This is a genomic window from Providencia alcalifaciens DSM 30120, from assembly GCF_000173415.1.
Lineage (GTDB): Bacteria > Pseudomonadota > Gammaproteobacteria > Enterobacterales > Enterobacteriaceae > Providencia > Providencia alcalifaciens.
The window spans coordinates 67,339-85,814 of record NZ_ABXW01000046.1 but is presented as its reverse complement, the minus strand read 5'-3'; the positions used below and the strand labels follow the sequence as shown (position 1 = coordinate 85,814).

General features: G+C 40.7%; 18 protein-coding genes. 13 read left to right on the top strand and 5 right to left on the bottom strand.

What is annotated here, in order from left to right; genetic code table 11:
- Positions 1 to 156: 156 nt before the first annotated feature.
- The 3 genes from copC to PROVALCAL_RS08485 are packed head-to-tail and all read left to right on the top strand — an operon-like array spanning position 157 to position 1,833.
- Positions 157 to 543 carry a copper homeostasis periplasmic binding protein CopC gene (gene copC, locus PROVALCAL_RS08495; protein ID WP_006658791.1) on the top strand — a complete coding sequence of 129 codons (387 nt, stop codon included), beginning with the start codon at positions 157 to 159 and terminating at the stop codon, positions 541 to 543.
- A gap of 1 nt (position 544) precedes the next feature.
- Positions 545 to 1,441: a copper homeostasis membrane protein CopD gene (copD, locus tag PROVALCAL_RS08490; RefSeq protein ID WP_006658790.1), complete on the top strand. Its 897-nt coding sequence runs from the start codon at positions 545 to 547 to the stop codon at positions 1,439 to 1,441.
- 44 nt (positions 1,442 to 1,485) lie between these two features.
- Positions 1,486 to 1,833 carry a DUF2511 domain-containing protein gene (locus PROVALCAL_RS08485; protein WP_006658789.1) on the top strand — a complete coding sequence of 116 codons (348 nt, stop codon included), beginning with the start codon at positions 1,486 to 1,488 and terminating at the stop codon, positions 1,831 to 1,833.
- Positions 1,834 to 2,165: 332 nt separating this feature from the next.
- Here PROVALCAL_RS08485 and PROVALCAL_RS08475 read toward each other — a convergent pair whose 3' ends face one another.
- The 3 genes from PROVALCAL_RS08475 to yebS all read right to left on the bottom strand — a co-directional run bounded on the left by PROVALCAL_RS08475 (position 2,166) and on the right by yebS (position 6,090).
- Entirely contained in the window at positions 2,166 to 2,399 is a 234-nt protein-coding gene (locus tag PROVALCAL_RS08475; RefSeq protein WP_006658787.1) for a DUF1480 family protein, read from the bottom strand.
- A gap of 150 nt (positions 2,400 to 2,549) precedes the next feature.
- On the bottom strand, positions 2,550 to 4,889 hold the full coding sequence (locus PROVALCAL_RS08470) for a PqiB family protein (RefSeq protein ID WP_006658786.1): 2,340 nt from the start codon (positions 4,887 to 4,889) through the stop codon (positions 2,550 to 2,552).
- Complete coding sequence (yebS, locus tag PROVALCAL_RS08465; protein ID WP_039861798.1) at positions 4,864 to 6,090, bottom strand: membrane integrity lipid transport subunit YebS; 1,227 nt, start codon at positions 6,088 to 6,090, stop codon at positions 4,864 to 4,866. Before yebS ends, PROVALCAL_RS08470 begins: the two co-directional genes overlap by 26 nt.
- 131 nt (positions 6,091 to 6,221) lie before the next feature.
- On the opposite strand from yebS, the gene PROVALCAL_RS08460 reads away from it, so the two are divergent.
- The 7 genes from PROVALCAL_RS08460 (at position 6,222) to PROVALCAL_RS08430 (ending at position 15,096) form a co-directional block, all read left to right on the top strand.
- Positions 6,222 to 6,704 (top strand): GAF domain-containing protein, encoded by a 483-nt coding sequence (locus tag PROVALCAL_RS08460; protein ID WP_006658784.1) that lies wholly within the window; start codon positions 6,222 to 6,224, stop codon positions 6,702 to 6,704.
- Positions 6,705 to 6,814: 110 nt separating this feature from the next.
- Positions 6,815 to 7,504, top strand: a complete 690-nt coding sequence (proQ, locus tag PROVALCAL_RS08455; protein ID WP_006661641.1) for an RNA chaperone ProQ — start codon at positions 6,815 to 6,817, stop codon at positions 7,502 to 7,504.
- Positions 7,505 to 7,523: 19 nt separating this feature from the next.
- Complete coding sequence (gene prc, locus PROVALCAL_RS08450; protein ID WP_006658782.1) at positions 7,524 to 9,569, top strand: carboxy terminal-processing peptidase; 2,046 nt, start codon at positions 7,524 to 7,526, stop codon at positions 9,567 to 9,569.
- A gap of 223 nt (positions 9,570 to 9,792) precedes the next feature.
- Positions 9,793 to 10,533 (top strand): YdcA family protein, encoded by a 741-nt coding sequence (locus PROVALCAL_RS08445; protein ID WP_006658781.1) that lies wholly within the window; start codon positions 9,793 to 9,795, stop codon positions 10,531 to 10,533.
- A 188-nt stretch (positions 10,534 to 10,721) separates the two neighbouring features.
- The gene (htpX, locus tag PROVALCAL_RS08440; RefSeq protein WP_006661643.1) at positions 10,722 to 11,606 is read left to right on the top strand and encodes a protease HtpX; all 885 of its coding nucleotides are present in this window, start codon (positions 10,722 to 10,724) and stop codon (positions 11,604 to 11,606) included.
- Between the two features lie 877 nt (positions 11,607 to 12,483).
- Positions 12,484 to 13,614, top strand: coding sequence for a M20 family metallopeptidase (locus tag PROVALCAL_RS08435; RefSeq protein WP_006658778.1), 1,131 nt, complete (start codon positions 12,484 to 12,486; stop codon positions 13,612 to 13,614).
- A 42-nt stretch (positions 13,615 to 13,656) separates the two neighbouring features.
- Positions 13,657 to 15,096 (top strand): YfcC family protein, encoded by a 1,440-nt coding sequence (locus PROVALCAL_RS08430; RefSeq protein WP_006658776.1) that lies wholly within the window; start codon positions 13,657 to 13,659, stop codon positions 15,094 to 15,096.
- Between the two features lie 262 nt (positions 15,097 to 15,358).
- Here PROVALCAL_RS08430 and PROVALCAL_RS08425 read toward each other — a convergent pair whose 3' ends face one another.
- Positions 15,359 to 15,580 (bottom strand): DUF2594 family protein, encoded by a 222-nt coding sequence (locus tag PROVALCAL_RS08425; RefSeq protein WP_006658775.1) that lies wholly within the window; start codon positions 15,578 to 15,580, stop codon positions 15,359 to 15,361.
- A gap of 238 nt (positions 15,581 to 15,818) precedes the next feature.
- Between PROVALCAL_RS08425 and PROVALCAL_RS08420 the strand changes: the two genes are divergently transcribed.
- From PROVALCAL_RS08420 to PROVALCAL_RS08410, 3 genes are all read left to right on the top strand, one after another.
- Positions 15,819 to 17,018 carry a sugar transporter gene (locus PROVALCAL_RS08420; protein ID WP_006658774.1) on the top strand — a complete coding sequence of 400 codons (1,200 nt, stop codon included), beginning with the start codon at positions 15,819 to 15,821 and terminating at the stop codon, positions 17,016 to 17,018.
- A gap of 106 nt (positions 17,019 to 17,124) precedes the next feature.
- Positions 17,125 to 17,457, top strand: a complete 333-nt coding sequence (locus PROVALCAL_RS08415) for a DMT family transporter (protein WP_006658773.1) — start codon at positions 17,125 to 17,127, stop codon at positions 17,455 to 17,457.
- A gap of 38 nt (positions 17,458 to 17,495) precedes the next feature.
- The gene (locus tag PROVALCAL_RS08410) at positions 17,496 to 17,801 is read left to right on the top strand and encodes a DUF333 domain-containing protein (RefSeq protein ID WP_006658772.1); all 306 of its coding nucleotides are present in this window, start codon (positions 17,496 to 17,498) and stop codon (positions 17,799 to 17,801) included.
- A 45-nt stretch (positions 17,802 to 17,846) separates the two neighbouring features.
- On the opposite strand, the gene dsbB is transcribed toward PROVALCAL_RS08410, so the two are convergent.
- A complete protein-coding gene (dsbB, locus tag PROVALCAL_RS08405; RefSeq protein WP_036965814.1) occupies positions 17,847 to 18,362 on the bottom strand; it encodes a disulfide bond formation protein DsbB in 516 nt (171 codons plus the stop codon).
- Between the last annotated feature and the right edge of the window lie 114 nt (positions 18,363 to 18,476).

Genomic DNA, 18,476 nt, shown 5'->3' with positions numbered 1-18,476 from the left:
GCGCTTGTTTTATTTTTGCGAGTGAGTTTTATTCTCGTTTTGTGTCAAAGTTCACAAGCTGGCTGAGAAAATCTGCTTTTATCGCTGCGCATCGTATTATTTTCCGTATAATGATTGGCAATATATCTAAATTCACCTGCAAATTAAGAGGTTACTATGCCAATCAACCAGATAAAATCATCTTGGCGTAAATTAAGCGCGGTCGCTGTACTGTTCTTAGGAATGTCATTTCAACAAGCCTTCGCGCATGCCCATCTGAAAGATCAATTACCCGCTGAGGGCGCCGCTCTAGAGCAAGCCCCTGAAGCAATCACGCTGAATTTTTCTGAAGGCATTGAAGTTAACTTTACTAAAGTTAATGTGACCGATGAAAATAAACAAACTATCAAAACAGGTAAAGCTGCTTTAGATCCTAGCAACAATACCAAAGTCATTATTCCTGTCGAAAGTAAGCTAGCTGCGGGTAAATATGATGTTCAATGGAGCGTGGTCTCTGTTGATGGACATAAAACAAAAGGGAACTATAGCTTCACTGTGAAATAATATGTCACTAGAAGCATTTTATACCTTAACGCGATTTGCTCACTTTATCGCCGCAATGTTGATGTGTGGAATGTCAATGTTTGCGGTGATAGTTTGTCGCGGGCAATTTCGCGAATTGTTACAAACTGCACTGAAGAAAAGTATTATCTTTAGCGCAGTTATCACGATTATTACCACATTTTGCTGGATGATTGCTCAATCAGGTTTGATGGGCGATGGCTGGGAAGATGCGCTTGATATGACTATTTGGCAAGGTGTACTCGGCACAACGTTTGGACAAATCTGGCGTTGGGAAATCCTCTGTGCGGTTGGCTTATTGGCGGTGCTATTTATACGCCCGATTACGCTAAAGCTTTATCTTATCCTTATTTTTTCCATTATTATCCTTGGTTTGCATGCATTAATTGGACATGCTGCAATGCATGATGGGGGATTAGGTGTGTTTCACCAAATCAACCAATTTATTCATCTGATTAGTTGTGCATATTGGTTTGGCGGGTTGTGGCCATTTCTGATTTGTATTCAATTCTTGCGCAGTAAAGATAAACTTAAAACGGGATTAGACCAGCAAATTGTGATTTCAATGAAGCGTTACTCACAATTAGGGCATCTTGCGGTTATTTGCGTCCTTGTCACAGGAATTATCAATAGTGTGATTTTATTGCCTGATTGGCCATTCTCGTCAGTGTTGTCCGAATATCAATCTTGGCTATGGCTAAAAATTGTATTAGTTGGATTGATGGTATTGTTAGCACTAACCAATCGTTATTGGGTGGTTCCCCGTCTTCAGCAGCAAGGGCGTATCAGCTATTTGATTATGAATAGTTGGGCTGAATTATTGCTAGGAACTATCGCTATTCTTGCGGTGTCTATTTTTGCTACCTACCAACCTGTATAATAGCTTCCTATGTATATAACCCTCGTTTGACAAGGTTACTTTAGATGAAATCCAAATTACTAGTTTGTGCATTATTACTGAGTGGAGCATTCAGTACTGCAGTTGCTGCACCATTGGCGACAGTGAGTAAAAAACAGTTTGGCGATGATTGGCCACTAAAACGTGAAGAAGTGATGTTAGAGTGCCGAGCTAATGGAGCCTTGGTTGTGATTAATCCCGCTACATTAATGCAGCATCCGCTAAATGATATTGCGACTGCACAAATGGAGAAAAAACAGATTCAAGCACAGCCGATCGATGTACTACTCACACCGATTGAAACCTCGAAATCTGTTGAAGAGAGAGTATTACCGCTAAAACAAGCAGCAGAAAAGTTGTGTGAAAATAAATAAGATGTTGAGACTTTTTAGCTGAAAGATCAAGGGAATGGCGATTGAAAGGTTTTACTGATTGCTCTGATAGATTTAACTTATCATGCAAATAGTTCAATCTTGGAAAATTAAGCAATAAATTGTGTTAAAAATATGTGAAATAATTGCTGATTTAAGTGGTAAGAACGTAAGCTGAACGCTAGTATTAGGGAGTACTTTGTTACGTCTCAATGGCAATTTTAGCGCACGGCTCTGCCAGAGCCATTTCCCAAGGCCCGGTAATCGGAATCTACCAGGCCTCTTTTTTTGTGTTATTTCCCATCTGATATTTCGACTTAGCCCCTTCGCACTCATTAAGCAATTCTCATCAGCCAGTGATGATTTTCTTTATCGTAACGTTGGCGATAGAGCAAAACAGGCTTTTCATTCAGTGTCGCAGGGATACTTGTATGTTCGTCCCAGCCATCTAATTGCATGCAGAATTCAGAATCAGAATCACAAGGGATACTCACGGTATCGCTACGCTTGTCCGCCATTACTGCATCATTGATTTCATAGGAAGAGATTTTCAATTTAACTATGCTCATAACATTTCCTCTTTACTCTTTATTTTAACAATAAAAAATCAGCCCAACGAAATTAAGCATAGTATAAATGGAATTCATTTCCAAAATATTTTTTTATGAATGGAAGATAAAAAAGGCGTCCTGCTGAAAAATAGGACGCCTTGTTAGGGATTATTTTTTGGGGATAGGGGTTCCCCAGTCTAACCAGTCCGCTGGTGGCTCTAATTTCAGAATGAAATGCTGATCAGGTTTAGCTTTAGGTGCGAGTGGCACTGTTGGTGGGGTTGCCAGTGAGATTCCACCACGAACAAACTGTTTGAATGTGCCGCTTTTCACCACGCCGCCCGTTAAGCCAAAGGCGAGGTTGTAACCTGAAGATAACCAGAACTGGGTATTATCACGGATCAGATATTGGTATTCTTTACCTATACGCGTTGCAACATAAACGCGATCGGAAAGCTCTCCCAAATAAAGCCCGGTGACGGTTCCGATCTCTAATCCTCTAAACAGAATTGGCGTTCCTACCTGAATAGAACCCGCTTCACTGGCATCAAGGATAATGGTGAGACCATCGAGATAACGGGAATCTGTAATGTTGGCAGTTTGCAATTCAAATTGGAAACGGCTCTTATTACTGCGCCCCGGCTCTGCACTAATATAAGGTTGGATCAGTGTATCAAGATTATTGACCCCAGAAGGTGAAAGCTCGGGGGTAACAATGGCAAAACGGCTGCCAATTTTAGTGAAGTTTTCCACATATTCTGGGTATAAAATAGCTTTTGCTTTCACTTCGCGGTTATCAGCTGAGAGCTGCAATGATTCGATTTGACCAATGTTAATCCCCAAATAACGGATAGGCATTCCTTCTGATAATTTAGAGGCATCAAAGGTGGTTAGCGTCACAGCACTACCAATGGCTTTCGCGGCAGTTTCTGATGGATAGAGAGTGTGTTGGCGTGAAGTATCTAAAGAGCCAGATTGGATATTGTCAAAGCTAATCGCACCACTAAATGCACGGCTGAGCGGGGAGGCTTGAACGGTTAAACCACCTGCATTTAACTGAACTTTGGCGCCACCTTCTGCCCAAAATACACTTTGTGGTGTGAGTAAGTTGCGATATTGTGCGGAGATATAGACATTCACCGCAAAACCATCATTATTTGGCTTAATCGAGACGATTTTACCCACTTCAAATTGTCGATATAACACGACGGAACCTTGTTGGATATCAGGTAGCGTATTGGTGTTCAACGTAATCGTCGTTGGTAGGGTTGAGCCTAAAACACCTGCTTTGGCATTCTCATCCGTACGGTATAAAGGAAATGATTCGGGTAAGGTATCTTTGCCTTTCCCTGGAATAATATGTAAGCCGCCATCTAACCATTCTTGTGGCGTAGCGCCTTGGAATTGCACGCCATTCATACCCAGTTGTACATCGACACGGCTATTGGCAACAAACTTACTGTCTTGTTTAACCAAATGTTTAAATTCATTGAAAATGGAAATTTGGAACTGAACATTATCGTCAGTTAAGTGACGTTGTAACACTTTACCAATTTTGATCCCGCGGTATACAACGGGTTGACCTACGTTAACTCCAAATGTATCCAAGGCGGTTAGGGTGAGTTGTAAATCTAGGTTACCTTGCTGATCTAGCGGTTTGACATCGTCTTTACTGGCTTGTAATACGTACTGTTGTCCCGTTTGTGCCGGCAGACTGTTTTCAGGGGAATCAAATGCTACAGCACCATTGATGACCGCCGAAAGGCTTTCCATTTTGATGCTGGCACCTGAATTGAGATCAAATCCGCCTTCAATACCGGAAATATTCCAAAATTGGCTATCTGAGCGTACAAGGTTAACGTAGCGTTTTTTAATAATAACGGCGATTGAGACGCCTTTATTTTCAGGTAATAAGGAGTAATCGGAAATATAACCGACAGGCACTTTACGATAATAAACCGGAGAGTTTTCGTTCAACGCCCCTAAATCTTTTGCGGTGAGATAAATCAGTAATTCACCTTCATTTAAGTTGCGCAGAGGCGGCGTATCAAGTGCGATAAACTGAGATTTAGGTGAGCCTGTACCGGGTTGCATACCAATGTAGTTCCCGCCAACTAGCGCATCTAACCCCGATACACCAGCTAAAGAAGCTTTGGGTGTGACCAGCCAAAAGCGCGTTCCACTGGTGAGCGCAGAACGCATATCTTTATTGACATTCGCGGTGACAAGGACACTTTTCATGTCACCACTGATGGACACTGTTTGTACCATTCCGACATCGACACCTTGGTAGCGGATTGGTGTTCGCCCAGCAACAACCCCAGAAGCGGAAGAAAATTGAATGGTAATTTGTGTACCGCGTTCGACCCATTGTTGGAACAGTAGCCAGCCTGCGATCATAATCGCGATGATGGGAAGCAGCCAAAAGGGTGAAATGGTTGTCCTTTTACGACGGACAGCCTCCGAAACTTCATCAGAAGTTTCATTTTGATGGTTTTGATTTTCCATAAGAATCCCAAATTAATCGACTGTCTAACCACTCAACAGCAAGGATAGTTAAAATAACCGCAGTACCAAAATATAAAGCCGCTGGCCCCATGGTGAACGACATTAGCATATCTCGGTTAACCAATGTCATCATTAAGGCGATGACGAATAAATCTAACATCGACCAGCGCCCGATCCATGAAACGAATTTGAGTAACTTCATACGTAGAATAGGGTCGGTGTGGCTTTTAAACTGAATTGAAAATAACAGTAATATCATGATGATTATTTTTACAAAGGGCACCAAAATACTGGCAATAAAGACGATAATGGCAATCGGCCAGTTTCCAGAATCAATTAAGGAAACCACACCTGAGTAAATTGTGTCTTCTAACCGCCGCCCATTTAAATAAAAGATTGAAATAGGCAGTAGATTAGCAGGGATCAGTAATACCATGGCAGCAATCAGTGCTGCCCATGTTTTTTGTAGGCTGAGAGGTTCACGATGATGAAGTGGGCGATGACAGCGCTGACATTTCCCTTTTTTATTCGGTTCTCCAGTAAAATGGCAAGCTAGACATGTTTTGGCGCGGGGAGAATCCGCTTGTTCCTCCAGAGGGTACAGCCGCCGCCACAACTCATCGAGATTGATGTGGATTAAAATAAGGATACTAATCACGGACATGATGCTGAATGCAATCAGTCCATGTCCCATATAGACCGTCGCGTAATCCTTCATTTTAATTGCTGCAATACCGAGCCCAACTAAATAGACATCTAGCATGACCCATTCTTTGAGGTGTTTCATCATCAATAAAATAGGGCGCATGTTCATCGCTAAATAACGGGCTAAGACGAGAGATAAAATCGAAATAGGTAGTAGCAATGGGGCCGCTATCGCACAAAAAGCGACAATACTTGCAGTAAACGGATCACCTTGTTCACTCATTAGACGAACACCATCAAGTACATTGGCATTAATTTGTATCCCAAATAGATGAATAGAAATTAGAGGTTGCCAAAAAGCGATGGGAGCAAGAAGCAATAAAGTAATAGATAATAGCGCGAGACGACGGAGCGACCATGAGCGACCATCATTAAGTTGACTAGAACATCTTGGGCAAACAATGACTTGCTGAGGTTGAAAAGGCGGAGTCACTATTTTTTGGTTGCAATGGCAGCAACGTTGCAAATTCATGGCAGTATGATTAATGTGGGTCATATATATTCATTGTATGAATTAATTTGCTTGTAATCTAGTGTAAAAAAATTTACGTAAAAGTGACAACTTGCTAACCTACGGTCTACGCTTACTAATATTTTTTACTTGTTTAGGTATAACTGAAAATAAATATGGATAAAAAGAAGTATTATCACGAACTTTCAGATAGTTTATCTGCACTTCTCGCTGGAGAGTATGATTTAATTGCGAGTTTGGCAAATAGTAGTGCGTTATTATTTGAACGTTTATCAGGTATCAATTGGGTCGGTTTTTACTTGAGTGATGGAAATGAACTGATTCTTGGTCCATTCCAAGGTAAAGTTGCTTGCGTTCGAATCGCATTCGATAAAGGCGTTTGTGGTACTGCATTTTCACAAGAGCGAGTTCAGCGTGTCGAAGATGTGCATGCTTTCCCTGGTCATATCGCTTGTGATGCCGCAAGTAACTCAGAAATCGTCTTTCCATTGAACGTAAATGGCAAGGTAATTGGGGTTTTAGACATAGATAGCCCAAATATCGGCCAATTCGATCAAGAGGATGAAAAAGGGCTTCAATACCTTACAGACCAGTTATGCCAACACTTGGCTATGTGTTCTATACCAAAATATTATTAAATATTGGTATGTAAAATTAATAGGAACGTGGCAATTGTCAGCAACACGATTATAATGTCCGCTTGTTCATGCCCGTGAGGTTGGCAAAATCGTTGTTATCAGGAAATTTCATGGAAAATCAACCTAAGTTGAATAGTAGTAAAGAAGTTATCGCATTTTTAGCAGAGCGTTTTCCACGCTGTTTTATCGCTGAAGGCGAAGCACGTCCGCTGAAAGTCGGAATTTTTCAAGATATCGTAGGGAACTTAACCGAAGAAGACGGTATTAGTAAAACGCAATTACGTTCTGCGTTACGCATGTATACCTCTAGCTGGCGTTATCTTTACGGTGTTAAAGAAGGCGCAAAACGTGTTGACTTAAATGGAGATGACTGCGGTGAGTTAGATGCAGAGCACATTGCCCATGCGCGTCAACAATTAGCTGAAGCGAAAGCGAGAGTTCAAGCCCAACGCGCAGAGCAACAAAAAACGCAAAAGCGTCCTGCTGCGAAAAAGCCTAGTGACAAAGCGCCTCGTCAAAATGATGCGAATAATAAAGAAAACGCATCTCGTCGCCGTCCATCAGACAAAAAAGAGCGTCCACAAACTGCCGCTCCGAAAAAACCTCGTAGCAATCCTGTCGAAGAGAATTTGAAATCAGTTACTGATATCAACACACTGAAAGTCGGTCAGACTCTGAAAGTGAAAGTGGGTAGCAGTATGATGGATGCCTCTGTGCTAGAAATTGCCAAAGATGGTGTTAGGGTTCAATTGCCATCTGGTTTGGCAATGATTGTGCGCGCGGAACATTTAAAGTTCTGATACGGAGGTCACTCAGGTCATGAACAAATTACTTCAAGTTGCATTTGTCGTTAGTCTCGCGACTTTTGGCACTGCAATTGCTAATACTCAGGCAGTGACTCCGGTCACTGCTGCTCAGTTACCTCTTTTAAAGCAGAATACTCAGCACGGTACAGTGAGTGAAAGGGTAACATCGCGTTTTACTCGTTCTCACTATCGTCAATTCGATTTAGACAAAGAGTTTTCTGGGAAAATATTTGACCGTTATCTCAATATGATTGATTACGGTCACAATGTTTTACTTCAATCCGACGTCGAACAGTATGCAAAAGATAAAGCAAAAACTGGCGAATGGCTTGAAGATGGCAAGCTAGATAAGTTCTATGACCTGTATAACCTTTCTCAGCAACGTCGCTTTGAACGTTTCAAATATGCACTCGCGCGTTTAGATCAGCCTATTGATTTAAACGCGACGGATTCTATTGAAGTTGATCGTACTAAAGCACCTTGGCCGAAAGACAAAGAAGAACTCGACCGTTTATGGGATCAAAAAGTCCGTTATGACTGGCTGAGTTTGAAATTGACAGGCAAAGATGACAAAGAGATTAAAGAAAAACTGACTAAGCGTTACAATTTTGCATTGAAACGCTTAGCTCAGGCGCAAAGTGAAGACGTATTCCAACTGATTATGAATGCGTTTGCACGTGAAATTGATCCTCATACCAGTTATTTATCACCACGTAGTACTGAACAATTTAACTCAGAAATGAGTTTATCTCTTGAAGGGATTGGTGCAGTGCTGCAACAAGATGATGAAAATACAACGATCAATTCTTTAGTAGCAGGTGGTCCTGCTGCGAAGAGCAAAGAACTGAAAGTTGGCGATAAAATTATTGGCGTTGGACAAGTTGGTAAACCTATTGTTGATGTCGTTGGCTGGCGTTTAGATGATGTAGTTGCATTGATAAAAGGTCCAAAAGGCAGCCAAGTTCGTTTAGAGGTCGTTTCGGATACGAAAGGGGCTAAACCACGTATCGTGACGATTGTTCGCGAGCAAATTCGATTAGAAGATAGAGCGGTTAAATTAACAATCAAACAGCAAGGCAAAGAGAAAGTTGGGGTATTGGATATCCCTGGTTTCTATGTTGGTTTGACCAATGATGTTAAAACTGAACTGCAAAAAATGGCGAAAGAGAATGTTTCAGCTCTGGTGATTGATCTGCGCGGTAACGGCGGTGGAGCACTCACTGAGGCGGTATCGTTATCTGGTCTGTTTATTAATAAAGGACCTGTGGTTCAGGTTCGTGATAATAATGGTCAAGTTCGTCAAGATGCAGATGATGATGATGTTATCTATTATAAAGGTCCATTAGTGGTTTTGGTTGACCGCTTTAGTGCCTCTGCCTCTGAAATTTTCGCAGCAGCAATGCAGGATTATGGTCGCGCTTTAATCGTAGGTGAACCGACCTTTGGTAAAGGTACAGTGCAACAGCATAGAAGCTTAAGTCGTGTTTATGACCAAATGCTTAAACCTGAATGGCCATCATTAGGTTCAGTGCAATATACTATCCAAAAATTCTATCGTGTGAATGGTGGAAGTACTCAGCGTGAAGGGGTAACTCCAGATGTGGTCATGCCAACAGGGCAAGATCCAGCAGAAACAGGTGAAAGCTTTGAAGATAACGCGTTGCCTTGGGATAGCATTCCAGCCGCAAATTATACGCAATCTGGGGATATCAAAGCTGATTTATCACCAATTAAAACTAAACACTTAGCACGTATTAGCGTCGATCCAGAGTTTAAATATATCGATGAAGATATTGCACGTTATAAATCATTAAAAGCAACTAAAAATCTGATTTCATTGAATTATGCTCAGCGCCAGAAAGAGGATGATGAAATTGAAGCGACGAAACTAAAACGCATTAATGAGCGTAATGCGAAGCTTGGTAAGCCGCTATTGAAATCAATTGATGATTTACCGAAAGATTATGAAGCGCCAGATCCGTATTTAGATGAAACGGTGAAGATGGCAATAGATCTTTCGAATCAAAACACTAAGATGCTTTCTAGTGCTAAACAGTAAATAAAAATTGCCTACTATAGAGCCAGCGTAAGCTGGCTTTTTTATTTCAAAAAATAAGATTAACAGATTGATTTAATTTACTTTTTATATAAAACAAATTTCCTCTTACTTTTTTAAATGAACTAAACCTAAATTTTTTCAAAAAATAATTGGGTTTTCTTTCGCTTTTTCAAAAATATCCTACACTTCAGTTAGTAATATCCCTTATTAATGAGGCAATACAATGCGTAAATTATCTGTAGGTTTATTAACTGTCATGGCGGTCATGATGTCGTCAATGGGTTCTGCAAATGCAAGTAACTACCCTTGTTCAGGCGCTAAAGGTGGAATAGCTCGTTGTGATGGCGGGCAATTTATCTGTAATGACGGAACAACCAGTCGTTCAGAGCAAGTCTGTACAACTGAGCTAAAAAACTCAATCAATAAAAGTGCTGGTATTGGTGCGGGTATTGGAGCGGGTGTGGTGAAGCAATCTAGCAAACCATCTGCGGTAGATTCTATCAAAGAGACAGGTGACAACATGAGTAAAACTGCAAAAGATAAAGCATCAAAAGCAACTGATAAGGCAAAAACAGCTGAAAAAGAGACGTCTAAAGCTGTGAAAGATAAAGCGAAAGCTACCGAGAAAGAAACCTCTAAAGCTGTAAAAGAGAAAGCGGATAAAGCGAAAGCTGCTGAGAAAGAAACCTCTAAAGCTGTAAAAGAGAAAGCAGATAAAGCAAAAGCTGCGGATAAAGAATCTGCCAAAGCAGTAAAAGAAAAAGCAGATAAAGCGAAAGCTAAAGAAAAGGAAACATCTAAAGCGGTGAAGGAAAAAGCCGACAAAGCTAAAGCAACGGAGAAAGACAAAGCCAAAGCAGCAAAAGATAAAGCTGATAAAGCAAAAGCCGATAAAGCAAAAGCTGCAGCAAAAACAACCGCGAAAGTCTCTAAAGGCAAACCAACTAAAGGTAAAGTGAGCTGATCATTTCCTTTTAGTCCTTGCCGTTTCCATGAAAATGCCGTTTACTAAAACGGCATTTTTTATTCCCGAGTGTAAAGATATGTTATTTTGTGACTTTTTCCTGTTAATGAGCTTGAAATGGTGTGAAAAAACCTTATTTATAAAGTAAATTTGTCGTAATGTTTGTTTTTACCAAGGAACCTATAAAAATGATGAGAATTGCTTTATTCTTGCTCACAAACTTAGCCGTTATGTTTGTGTTCGGGATAATTTTAAGTTTAACCGGGATACGTGGAAGTAGTGCACAGGGGCTGCTGATTATGGCGGCATTGTTCGGTTTTGGTGGTGCGTTTGTATCACTACTGATGTCCAAATGGATGGCGCTGAAGTCTGTTGGTGGTGAAGTTATTGAGCACCCACGTAACGAAATGGAACAGTGGTTAGTTAACACTGTTAGCCGTCAATCTCAACAAGTTGGTATTAAAATGCCACAAGTGGCAATTTACCACGCACCGGATATTAATGCATTTGCAACAGGCGCACGTCGTGATGCTTCTTTAGTTGCGGTAAGTACTGGTTTATTAGAAAACATGAGCCGCGATGAAGCCGAAGCGGTTATTGCTCATGAAATCAGCCATGTGGCAAATGGTGATATGGTTACCATGACGTTGCTACAAGGCGTCGTGAATACGTTTGTTATCTTTATTTCACGTATTTTGGCGCAAGTTGCGGCTGGCTTCATGTCAAACAACAATGACAGCGAAAGTGAAAGCAGCAATGGCAACCCAATGGTTTACTTTGCCGTGTCAATGGTATTAGAGATCGTGTTTGGTATCTTAGCGAGCATTATTACTATGTGGTTCTCTCGCTACCGTGAATTCCATGCGGATGCAGGCTCTGCCAAATTAGTGGGTAGAGAGAAAATGATTGCTGCGTTGCAGCGCCTGAAAACGAGCTATGAGCCGCAAGAAGAAGGGCGTTTAATGGCATTTTGTATTAATGGCCGCGGAAAGGCATTCAGCGAACTATTTTTATCTCACCCACCATTAGACAAACGTATTGAAGCATTACGTTCAGGGCAATACCTGAAATAGTCGTACAGCGAGTTTATGCTATCAATGTAAAAGGGAAACGTTATGTTTCCCTTTTTTATTACCTACCAAAGACTCACCGCCGAAGAATTTTATTTATCATTTTATCTAACTATTCCAGCAAATTGTGCCAGCAAGATTTAGAATCAAGGCAGGAAAAGCATGGCGCATTTTATGCTGTAAACACTCAAATCAGCATACCAAAAAAACCGATGTCAACTGATTGAAAAGCGTTAAACGAACAGTTTAAAGTTTGCGTATATTTTCGAGGTGTTGGTGCTTATTTACTGTCATTATGTCGAATAAATAGACTAAATACTTCTTTGTGATTATTTAAATAGAGATAAGTGAAACAAATCCCGTACACTTTATTTGTATTAAGTCCTATAGATGGGGAAGATTAATATTCTGCATAATGTTGATTATTTATGGTTAACTAAAATCAACATGATAGGATTAATGAATTCCAATTATTTTTTGTTATCAACAACTATATTTTATATAGTTTTATTGTTCATTATTGTAACTATTACTTTTTTAAAAATTAAAAATTATTGCATAAATATGCAGTTATAATTGTTTGTAATTTATTTATCTATTGTGATATGGTGCAAAAGTATCCTTTTTATTCAAGGTGAATGCCGTATTATCATAAGGTTGTTTCCTTTGGTTTAAATTCTTTTTTCACACCTGCAAGATGTATATTCAATATTTATGCATATCCAGCGTGGCGGTTTTACGCGCAAAAAGAATGTTAATCAGCATTGTCATTTATAGTTGATAAATACTTCATTTTATTTTGAATAAAAAGCACATCGTTCTGCGTGTATTTCAGATTTGAAATAACTCGCCATAAAATAATAAATGATAGGAAACCAACATGCACAATGACTTTTTAACACACGAAACTGAGATGCTGAATTTATTGAAGCAAGTCGTTAATATCGAGTCAGGTTCATACGATAAAGAGGGTGTTGATAACCATGCCGCATTTTGGTGCGAACGCTATCAATCAATGGGCTTTGAAGTTGAAGTTATTCCAAATGAAAAATTAGGGAATAACTACCGTATTTATTATCCAACTACCACGCCTGAAATTTTAATTTTACTGCATCTTGATACAGTTTTTCCAAAAGGTACTGTTGCGGAAAGACCATTCAGTATTGAGGGCGATAGAGCTTATGGGCCGGGTGTTATCGACATGAAAGGCAGCCATGTTATGGTGCATCAGGTCATTAAGCAGCTCTATGCAACACAAGATGAGCGTTATAAAAAAATTGAAGTTCTGCTGAACTGTGACGAAGAAATTGGCTCAATTTCATCACGCACTGTAATTGAGCAATGCGCCAAGGGCAAACGCTATGCCTTAGTGATGGAACCCGCTCGCGCAAATGGCGCCATTGTAAGTGCACGTCGTGGTGTAGGAACTTATGTTCTGACGATTCAAGGAAAAGCATCCCACTCAGGAATTGCACCAGAAGCTGGAATTAGTGCAATTCAAGAGCTGGCCTACAAAATCCAGAGCTTACATGCTCTGTCTCAGCATGATAAAGGCTTATCGGTCAATGTGGGGCTGATCTCGGGTGGAACATCTGTGAATACGGTTGCGCCAAATGCCCGTGCAGAGATTGATGTGCGGATCTCTTCAGAGCAGCAAGGTGTTGAAATTGATAAAAAAGTCCGCGAAGTTTGTAGCCAACCTGTACTAGAGGGTATCCAGCTTTCTCTGACGGGGGGAATTAACCGTCCTCCGATGGCAAAAACGGTAGAAAGTGTTGAGCTCATCGACATCATCAAACAAGAAGCCAATAAACTAGCAATTACACTGGAAGATGTTTCTACTGGTGGTGGCTCTGATGCTTCATTTACAGCGGGAGTTGGAACACCAACAGTGGATGGTTTGGGACCGATCGGTGGCTATCAACATAGTGACAAAGAATATCTTGAGATCCCTTCTTTAACTGAGCGTGCACAGTTATTTTTTAATGTATTAACGCGTATTACGCAGTAATCATGACCCACAAAATAAATAATAATCCAACAGGATAAGTCTATGGCAACAACATCAACAACATCGACAACACCACAAAAAAAACGTTCTGATGGGATAAACCCATATGTATTGCTCTTTTTCATCTTAGTAGCGGCAGCCATTGCGACATGGATTGTGCCAGCTGGTCAATACGCATCAGAAACTAAAGTTATCACAACCATCAAAGATGGGGTCGAGACTCAAGTTAAGAGCTCTTATACCATTCCTGGGAGTTATGAACGTTTACCGGAACAGCACGGCGTATTGCCAGGACAAGTCTTTACTTCTATCGCCGATGGATTAGTTAAAGCCGCGCCCATTATTTTCTTGATTATCTTTACTGGGGGCGCTTTACATCTGCTTGAAACGACTGGGGCCATTAATAAAGTCCTGAGTAATATTTCACGCAGTAAAAAACTTAATGACTTTTTATTAATCACGATTTTCTTTGTTGTTTTCTCGATTCTAGGCACCACAGGTATTGTTGTGAACTCAATTATTGCCTTCGTCCCTATAGGGTTATTGGTGGCAAAATCAGTCGGGATGGATGACAAGTTTGGTGCGGCGATTGTTTACGTTGCTGCATATTCCGGTTTTAACGCATCCGTTATGGCTCCGATGACTGTTGGTTTATCTCAAGGGTTAGCGGATGTTCCCCTGTTATCGGCATTTGGCTTCCGTACGGTTGTATATATTAGCTTTGTGATCGCAGGGATTATCTTCTTAACTCTGTATGCTAAAAAATGCCGTCGTCAGGGAATGGTTCGCCCTGACGTTGAAATCGATGACAGTCAATTTGAGACGTCAAAAATTTCTTTACGCCACGTTATCACCTTATCTTACGCCGCATTTTGTTTAATTGGCTTCATTTTTGGTGCCATTGAATGGAGCTGGGGTGAAAAAGAGATGATGGCGATGTTTATCATCTTAGGTGTGGGCGTGGGTGTGTTGAATAGAATGTCGGCGAACGATATTGCGACAGGTTTCCTGAAAGGCTGCGCAGGTATGGTTGGCGGCGCATTTATTGTCGGTATGGCGAGAGCGATTGCGATTGTACTTGCTGACGGTATGATCTTAGACACGATTGTAAATTCGATTATCTCTTTGATGGACGGATTACCAAAAACGTTATCTGCACTTTCAATGTTTGGTACTGCGGCGATTATGCACTTCTTTATCTCTTCAGGATCGGGTGAAGCAGCAGTTTTAGTACCTATTTTCACCCCAATGGGGGATTTGTTAGAAATTACTCGCCAAACTACCGTACAGACCGTACTAATGGGTGAGGGGGTTGTAAACTGTATTAACCCAACATCTGGTATTTTGATGGCCGTATTGGCGACATCGAAGATTCCTTATACCAAGTGGTTGAAGTTTATTTGGCCTCTGGTTTTAACATGGGTCATTATTTCTATTATTTCGATCGTGTATGCAGTGGTGACAAATTTAGGTCCGATTTAAGAGGGACCAAGTTTAGTCATCAAGATAGACAGGATATAAACCAAAGCGCTACTCGAAAGAGTGGCGTTTTTTTTGAGTAATGGGTAAGTTTGGGCAAAAAAAAAGCCCCCTTCATAGGGACTTGAAGGGGGAGCTAAATGAATAAAGAATGGTTTAATTCGGGATCAAAGATAAAGGATCCGAATAAGCAAAACTTAGTTTTTTGTGCACTTTAGGAGACCATTCTTATTTAATGGGCTGAATCGCATTTATCGCTAAATGCCTATTGACGATAACCTGTCTTAATTTGTTCTAAGATGTTTTTGTAGGTCTCAGCTTGATTCTCATCTTCCATTGAAGCGACTTCGCGCTGCATTTTGATCAGAATCTTACCCGCATCAGCTTGACCGATAGCTTTAAGCATGTGAGTAACAAGATTTTTTAAACAGGTTACTTCGTCAGCTAAAGAGTTTACATCGGGCTCAGTTGGAAAATGGGTTTTCATTTAGGAATTCCTGTAAGAATAAAAAGTAATTTGCAGATTGTAGCATAGAAGAAATGATTCTGTCGCTTTTCAAACAGGTATGAAAATAAGAGAGAAATAATAGTTCTTCTATAAGAAAAGAGTCTGAAAACAATAGTTTTCAATCCTTTAAAGATGAATGACGAGTGTGATATTATTCACAAAAATGAACTGAAGGCTATTATTGGTCTTAATTATCTTCAACAGGATGTCGTAAACCATGTCTCAGGTTTCTCGAAGCACTGCATGGATCCGTGTATTGGCGCTCTCCGTTGCAGCTTTTGTCTTTAATACCACCGAATTTGTTCCTGTCGCATTACTGAGTGATATCGCAGAAAGTTTTCATATGACAGTGGCTCATACAGGGCTAATGATCACGATTTATGCGTGGGTTGTCGCAGTGATGTCCCTCCCTTTGATGTTAATGACGGGAAAATTTGAACGGCGAAAGTTATTGGGGTGCATATTTGTTATCTTTATTCTTAGTCATATTCTGTGTGGGATTGCATGGAATTTTGAAGTGTTGATTGTTGCACGCATTGGTATTGCATTATCCCATGCTGTGTTTTGGTCTATCACCGCATCATTGGCAATCCGAGTCGCTCCTGCGGGCAAAAAAGCGCAAGCATTGGGTTTACTTGCAACGGGAACAGCCTTAGCGACTGTTTTGGGGCTACCACTAGGCCGTGTTATCGGGCAATGGATGGGCTGGCGAGTAACATTCTTGTGTATCGGTGTGTTGGCATTATTAACGATGATTGCATTATTGCGATTTTTACCGCGTTTACCGAGTGAACATTCAGGGTCTTTAAAAAGCTTACCGATTATTTTTAAACGCCCAGCTTTAATTGGAGTGTTTGTCCTGATCACGATCGTGATTACGGCGCATTTTACTGCCTACAGTTATATTGAACCATTTGTGCGTGATGTCGCCTTACAGAGTCAAAATTTTGCCACTGTATTATTGTTAATCTTTGGCGGTTCGGGCATTTTCGGTAGTGTATTGTTTAGTCGATACAGTAGCCGTTTTACACTGACATTTTTACCTGCATCGATTATTTTGATTACACTCTGTTTAGCACTATTTATGCCATTAAGTGGTGATGTTTGGACACTTATAGGTATTTGTGTACTTTGGGGAATTGCGATTATGTGTATCAGCCTTGGCATCCAAGTTAAAGTCCTTGATTTAGCGCCGGATGCAACGGATGTGGCAATGTCAATTTTCTCGGGATTATATAATATCGGTATTGGCGCAGGTGCGTTATTGGGCAATCAAGTTATTACCCATATGGGAATGACTAATATTGGTTACGTAGGCGCAATTATTAGTATCTTAGCTCTCGCTTGGTGCTTGTTTATCTACTTACGTTATACGTCAGCATTCAAAGAAAAACAGTTAGTGCCTGCCAATCATTAAGTCTTCTTTATTCATCAGCACTATACTAATTAAAGGTTAGTATGGTGCTTTTTGGTGTGCTAAATTTCTGCCAAATATTAGGTTAATCAATAAATAAAGGTGAATTATGAAAGGATTGGGCTTTTTACTAATGTCCATTATTGCAGAGGTTATTGCGACGACGACACTAAAAGCATCAGATGGTTTTAGCCGTTTTTGGCCATCCTTAGTGGTAGTCATTGGTTATGCCATCTCTTTTTGGGGGCTTTCTCAGGTTGTGAAGGTGATGCCGCTGGGGATTGCCTATGCCATTTGGTCCGGTCTTGGGATTGTGTTGGTTTCTGTGGCTGCCATCTATATTTATAACCAAAAACTCGATTTACCCGCAATTATTGGTATGCTATTAATTATAACTGGTGTTTTAGTCATCAACCTGTTTTCTAAGAGTGGCACCCATTAAGGGAACTGAGACAGCGCTGATACTGTTGGAGAAAGAAAATGAAAAGGAAAGGTCAATCGCTGTTAAAAACAGTGATGGCAATGGGATCCGTTACGGCGTTAGCCGTTTTGCTTTCAGCGTGCGGTAGCTCGGAAAACAGTCAGATGACAAGAGCAGAAACCGCCGGTTCTCAATATGCACAGCAAGTTGTGAATTTAGGACCAGGTGCGCAAGAAGCCTGCACTTCTGCGGGTGGATTACCTTCATTGAATTTAGAATTAAATGGTGAAAAAACCCCCGTTTGCCAGTTTGCTAATGGGCGGCGTTGCACGGTATCGGTCATCCGAAATGGAGCCTGCATTTAAAACTTGAGACGCCCATCAAATAAAATTGATGGGCGAAAAGAAAGGTTATTTTTTACTTGGGAAGAATAGGCTGATAGCGACAATCACGCCAACTAAGATATAGGCAACAAAAATACCCACTAACCATTGCGGCATATCTAAGCCTAAGAATGCCCATTGTCTTACTGCACAATCACCTGTTGCTTCAAACACAGAAGGAACCCATTCTTGCAGTGGCAACCAATCTGGGAAATTCACGAAGAAGTCACAAGATGCAAAAGGCGACGGATAAAGTTGCAGCATGGTGTGTTCCCATGACAGGTCTAGCCCACGCCAACCGGCATACAGCCAAATCACAATTGCAATTACTTTAACAATGGTGCTTTTAGGTGCTATCGCCCCAATTAAACCCGCTGCAATAATTCCCATCAATGCAACGCGCTCATAGATGCACATTACGCATGGTTGTAGCTTCATAATATGCTGGAAGTACAGTGCTGCACATTCAAGCATAAAAGCTGTGAATGCCATGAGTAGCCAAGCTGACCGTCCTTGAGAACAGTAATTAAAAAATCTGAACATAATTAATTCCCTTCATTAATAATTGGCTTATTCTGCCTCTATCTGGGTGATAAAAAAAGCAGCAAAATCAGATTAGAATAAGATTAGCTTAGTTTTTACGTTTTATTACAAAAA

What these genes read in the sequence shown, in the direction of transcription:
- PROVALCAL_RS08470 (WP_006658786.1), bottom strand. Translation starts at nt 4,889, where the DNA reads ATGGAAAATCAAAACCATCAAAATGAAACTTCTGATGAAGTTTCGGAG.
- proQ (WP_006661641.1), top strand. Translation starts at nt 6,815, where the DNA reads ATGGAAAATCAACCTAAGTTGAATAGTAGTAAAGAAGTTATCGCATTT.
- PROVALCAL_RS08415 (WP_006658773.1), top strand. Translation starts at nt 17,125, where the DNA reads ATGAAAGGATTGGGCTTTTTACTAATGTCCATTATTGCAGAGGTTATT.
- PROVALCAL_RS08420 (WP_006658774.1), top strand. Translation starts at nt 15,819, where the DNA reads ATGTCTCAGGTTTCTCGAAGCACTGCATGGATCCGTGTATTGGCGCTC.
- dsbB (WP_036965814.1), bottom strand. Translation starts at nt 18,362, where the DNA reads ATGTTCAGATTTTTTAATTACTGTTCTCAAGGACGGTCAGCTTGGCTA.
- PROVALCAL_RS08435 (WP_006658778.1), top strand. Translation starts at nt 12,484, where the DNA reads ATGCACAATGACTTTTTAACACACGAAACTGAGATGCTGAATTTATTG.
- PROVALCAL_RS08425 (WP_006658775.1), bottom strand. Translation starts at nt 15,580, where the DNA reads ATGAAAACCCATTTTCCAACTGAGCCCGATGTAAACTCTTTAGCTGAC.
- PROVALCAL_RS08445 (WP_006658781.1), top strand. Translation starts at nt 9,793, where the DNA reads ATGCGTAAATTATCTGTAGGTTTATTAACTGTCATGGCGGTCATGATG.
- PROVALCAL_RS08430 (WP_006658776.1), top strand. Translation starts at nt 13,657, where the DNA reads ATGGCAACAACATCAACAACATCGACAACACCACAAAAAAAACGTTCT.
- PROVALCAL_RS08410 (WP_006658772.1), top strand. Translation starts at nt 17,496, where the DNA reads ATGAAAAGGAAAGGTCAATCGCTGTTAAAAACAGTGATGGCAATGGGA.
- htpX (WP_006661643.1), top strand. Translation starts at nt 10,722, where the DNA reads ATGATGAGAATTGCTTTATTCTTGCTCACAAACTTAGCCGTTATGTTT.
- copC (WP_006658791.1), top strand. Translation starts at nt 157, where the DNA reads ATGCCAATCAACCAGATAAAATCATCTTGGCGTAAATTAAGCGCGGTC.
- prc (WP_006658782.1), top strand. Translation starts at nt 7,524, where the DNA reads ATGAACAAATTACTTCAAGTTGCATTTGTCGTTAGTCTCGCGACTTTT.
- copD (WP_006658790.1), top strand. Translation starts at nt 545, where the DNA reads ATGTCACTAGAAGCATTTTATACCTTAACGCGATTTGCTCACTTTATC.
- PROVALCAL_RS08485 (WP_006658789.1), top strand. Translation starts at nt 1,486, where the DNA reads ATGAAATCCAAATTACTAGTTTGTGCATTATTACTGAGTGGAGCATTC.
- PROVALCAL_RS08475 (WP_006658787.1), bottom strand. Translation starts at nt 2,399, where the DNA reads ATGAGCATAGTTAAATTGAAAATCTCTTCCTATGAAATCAATGATGCA.
- PROVALCAL_RS08460 (WP_006658784.1), top strand. Translation starts at nt 6,222, where the DNA reads ATGGATAAAAAGAAGTATTATCACGAACTTTCAGATAGTTTATCTGCA.
- yebS (WP_039861798.1), bottom strand. Translation starts at nt 6,090, where the DNA reads ATGACCCACATTAATCATACTGCCATGAATTTGCAACGTTGCTGCCAT.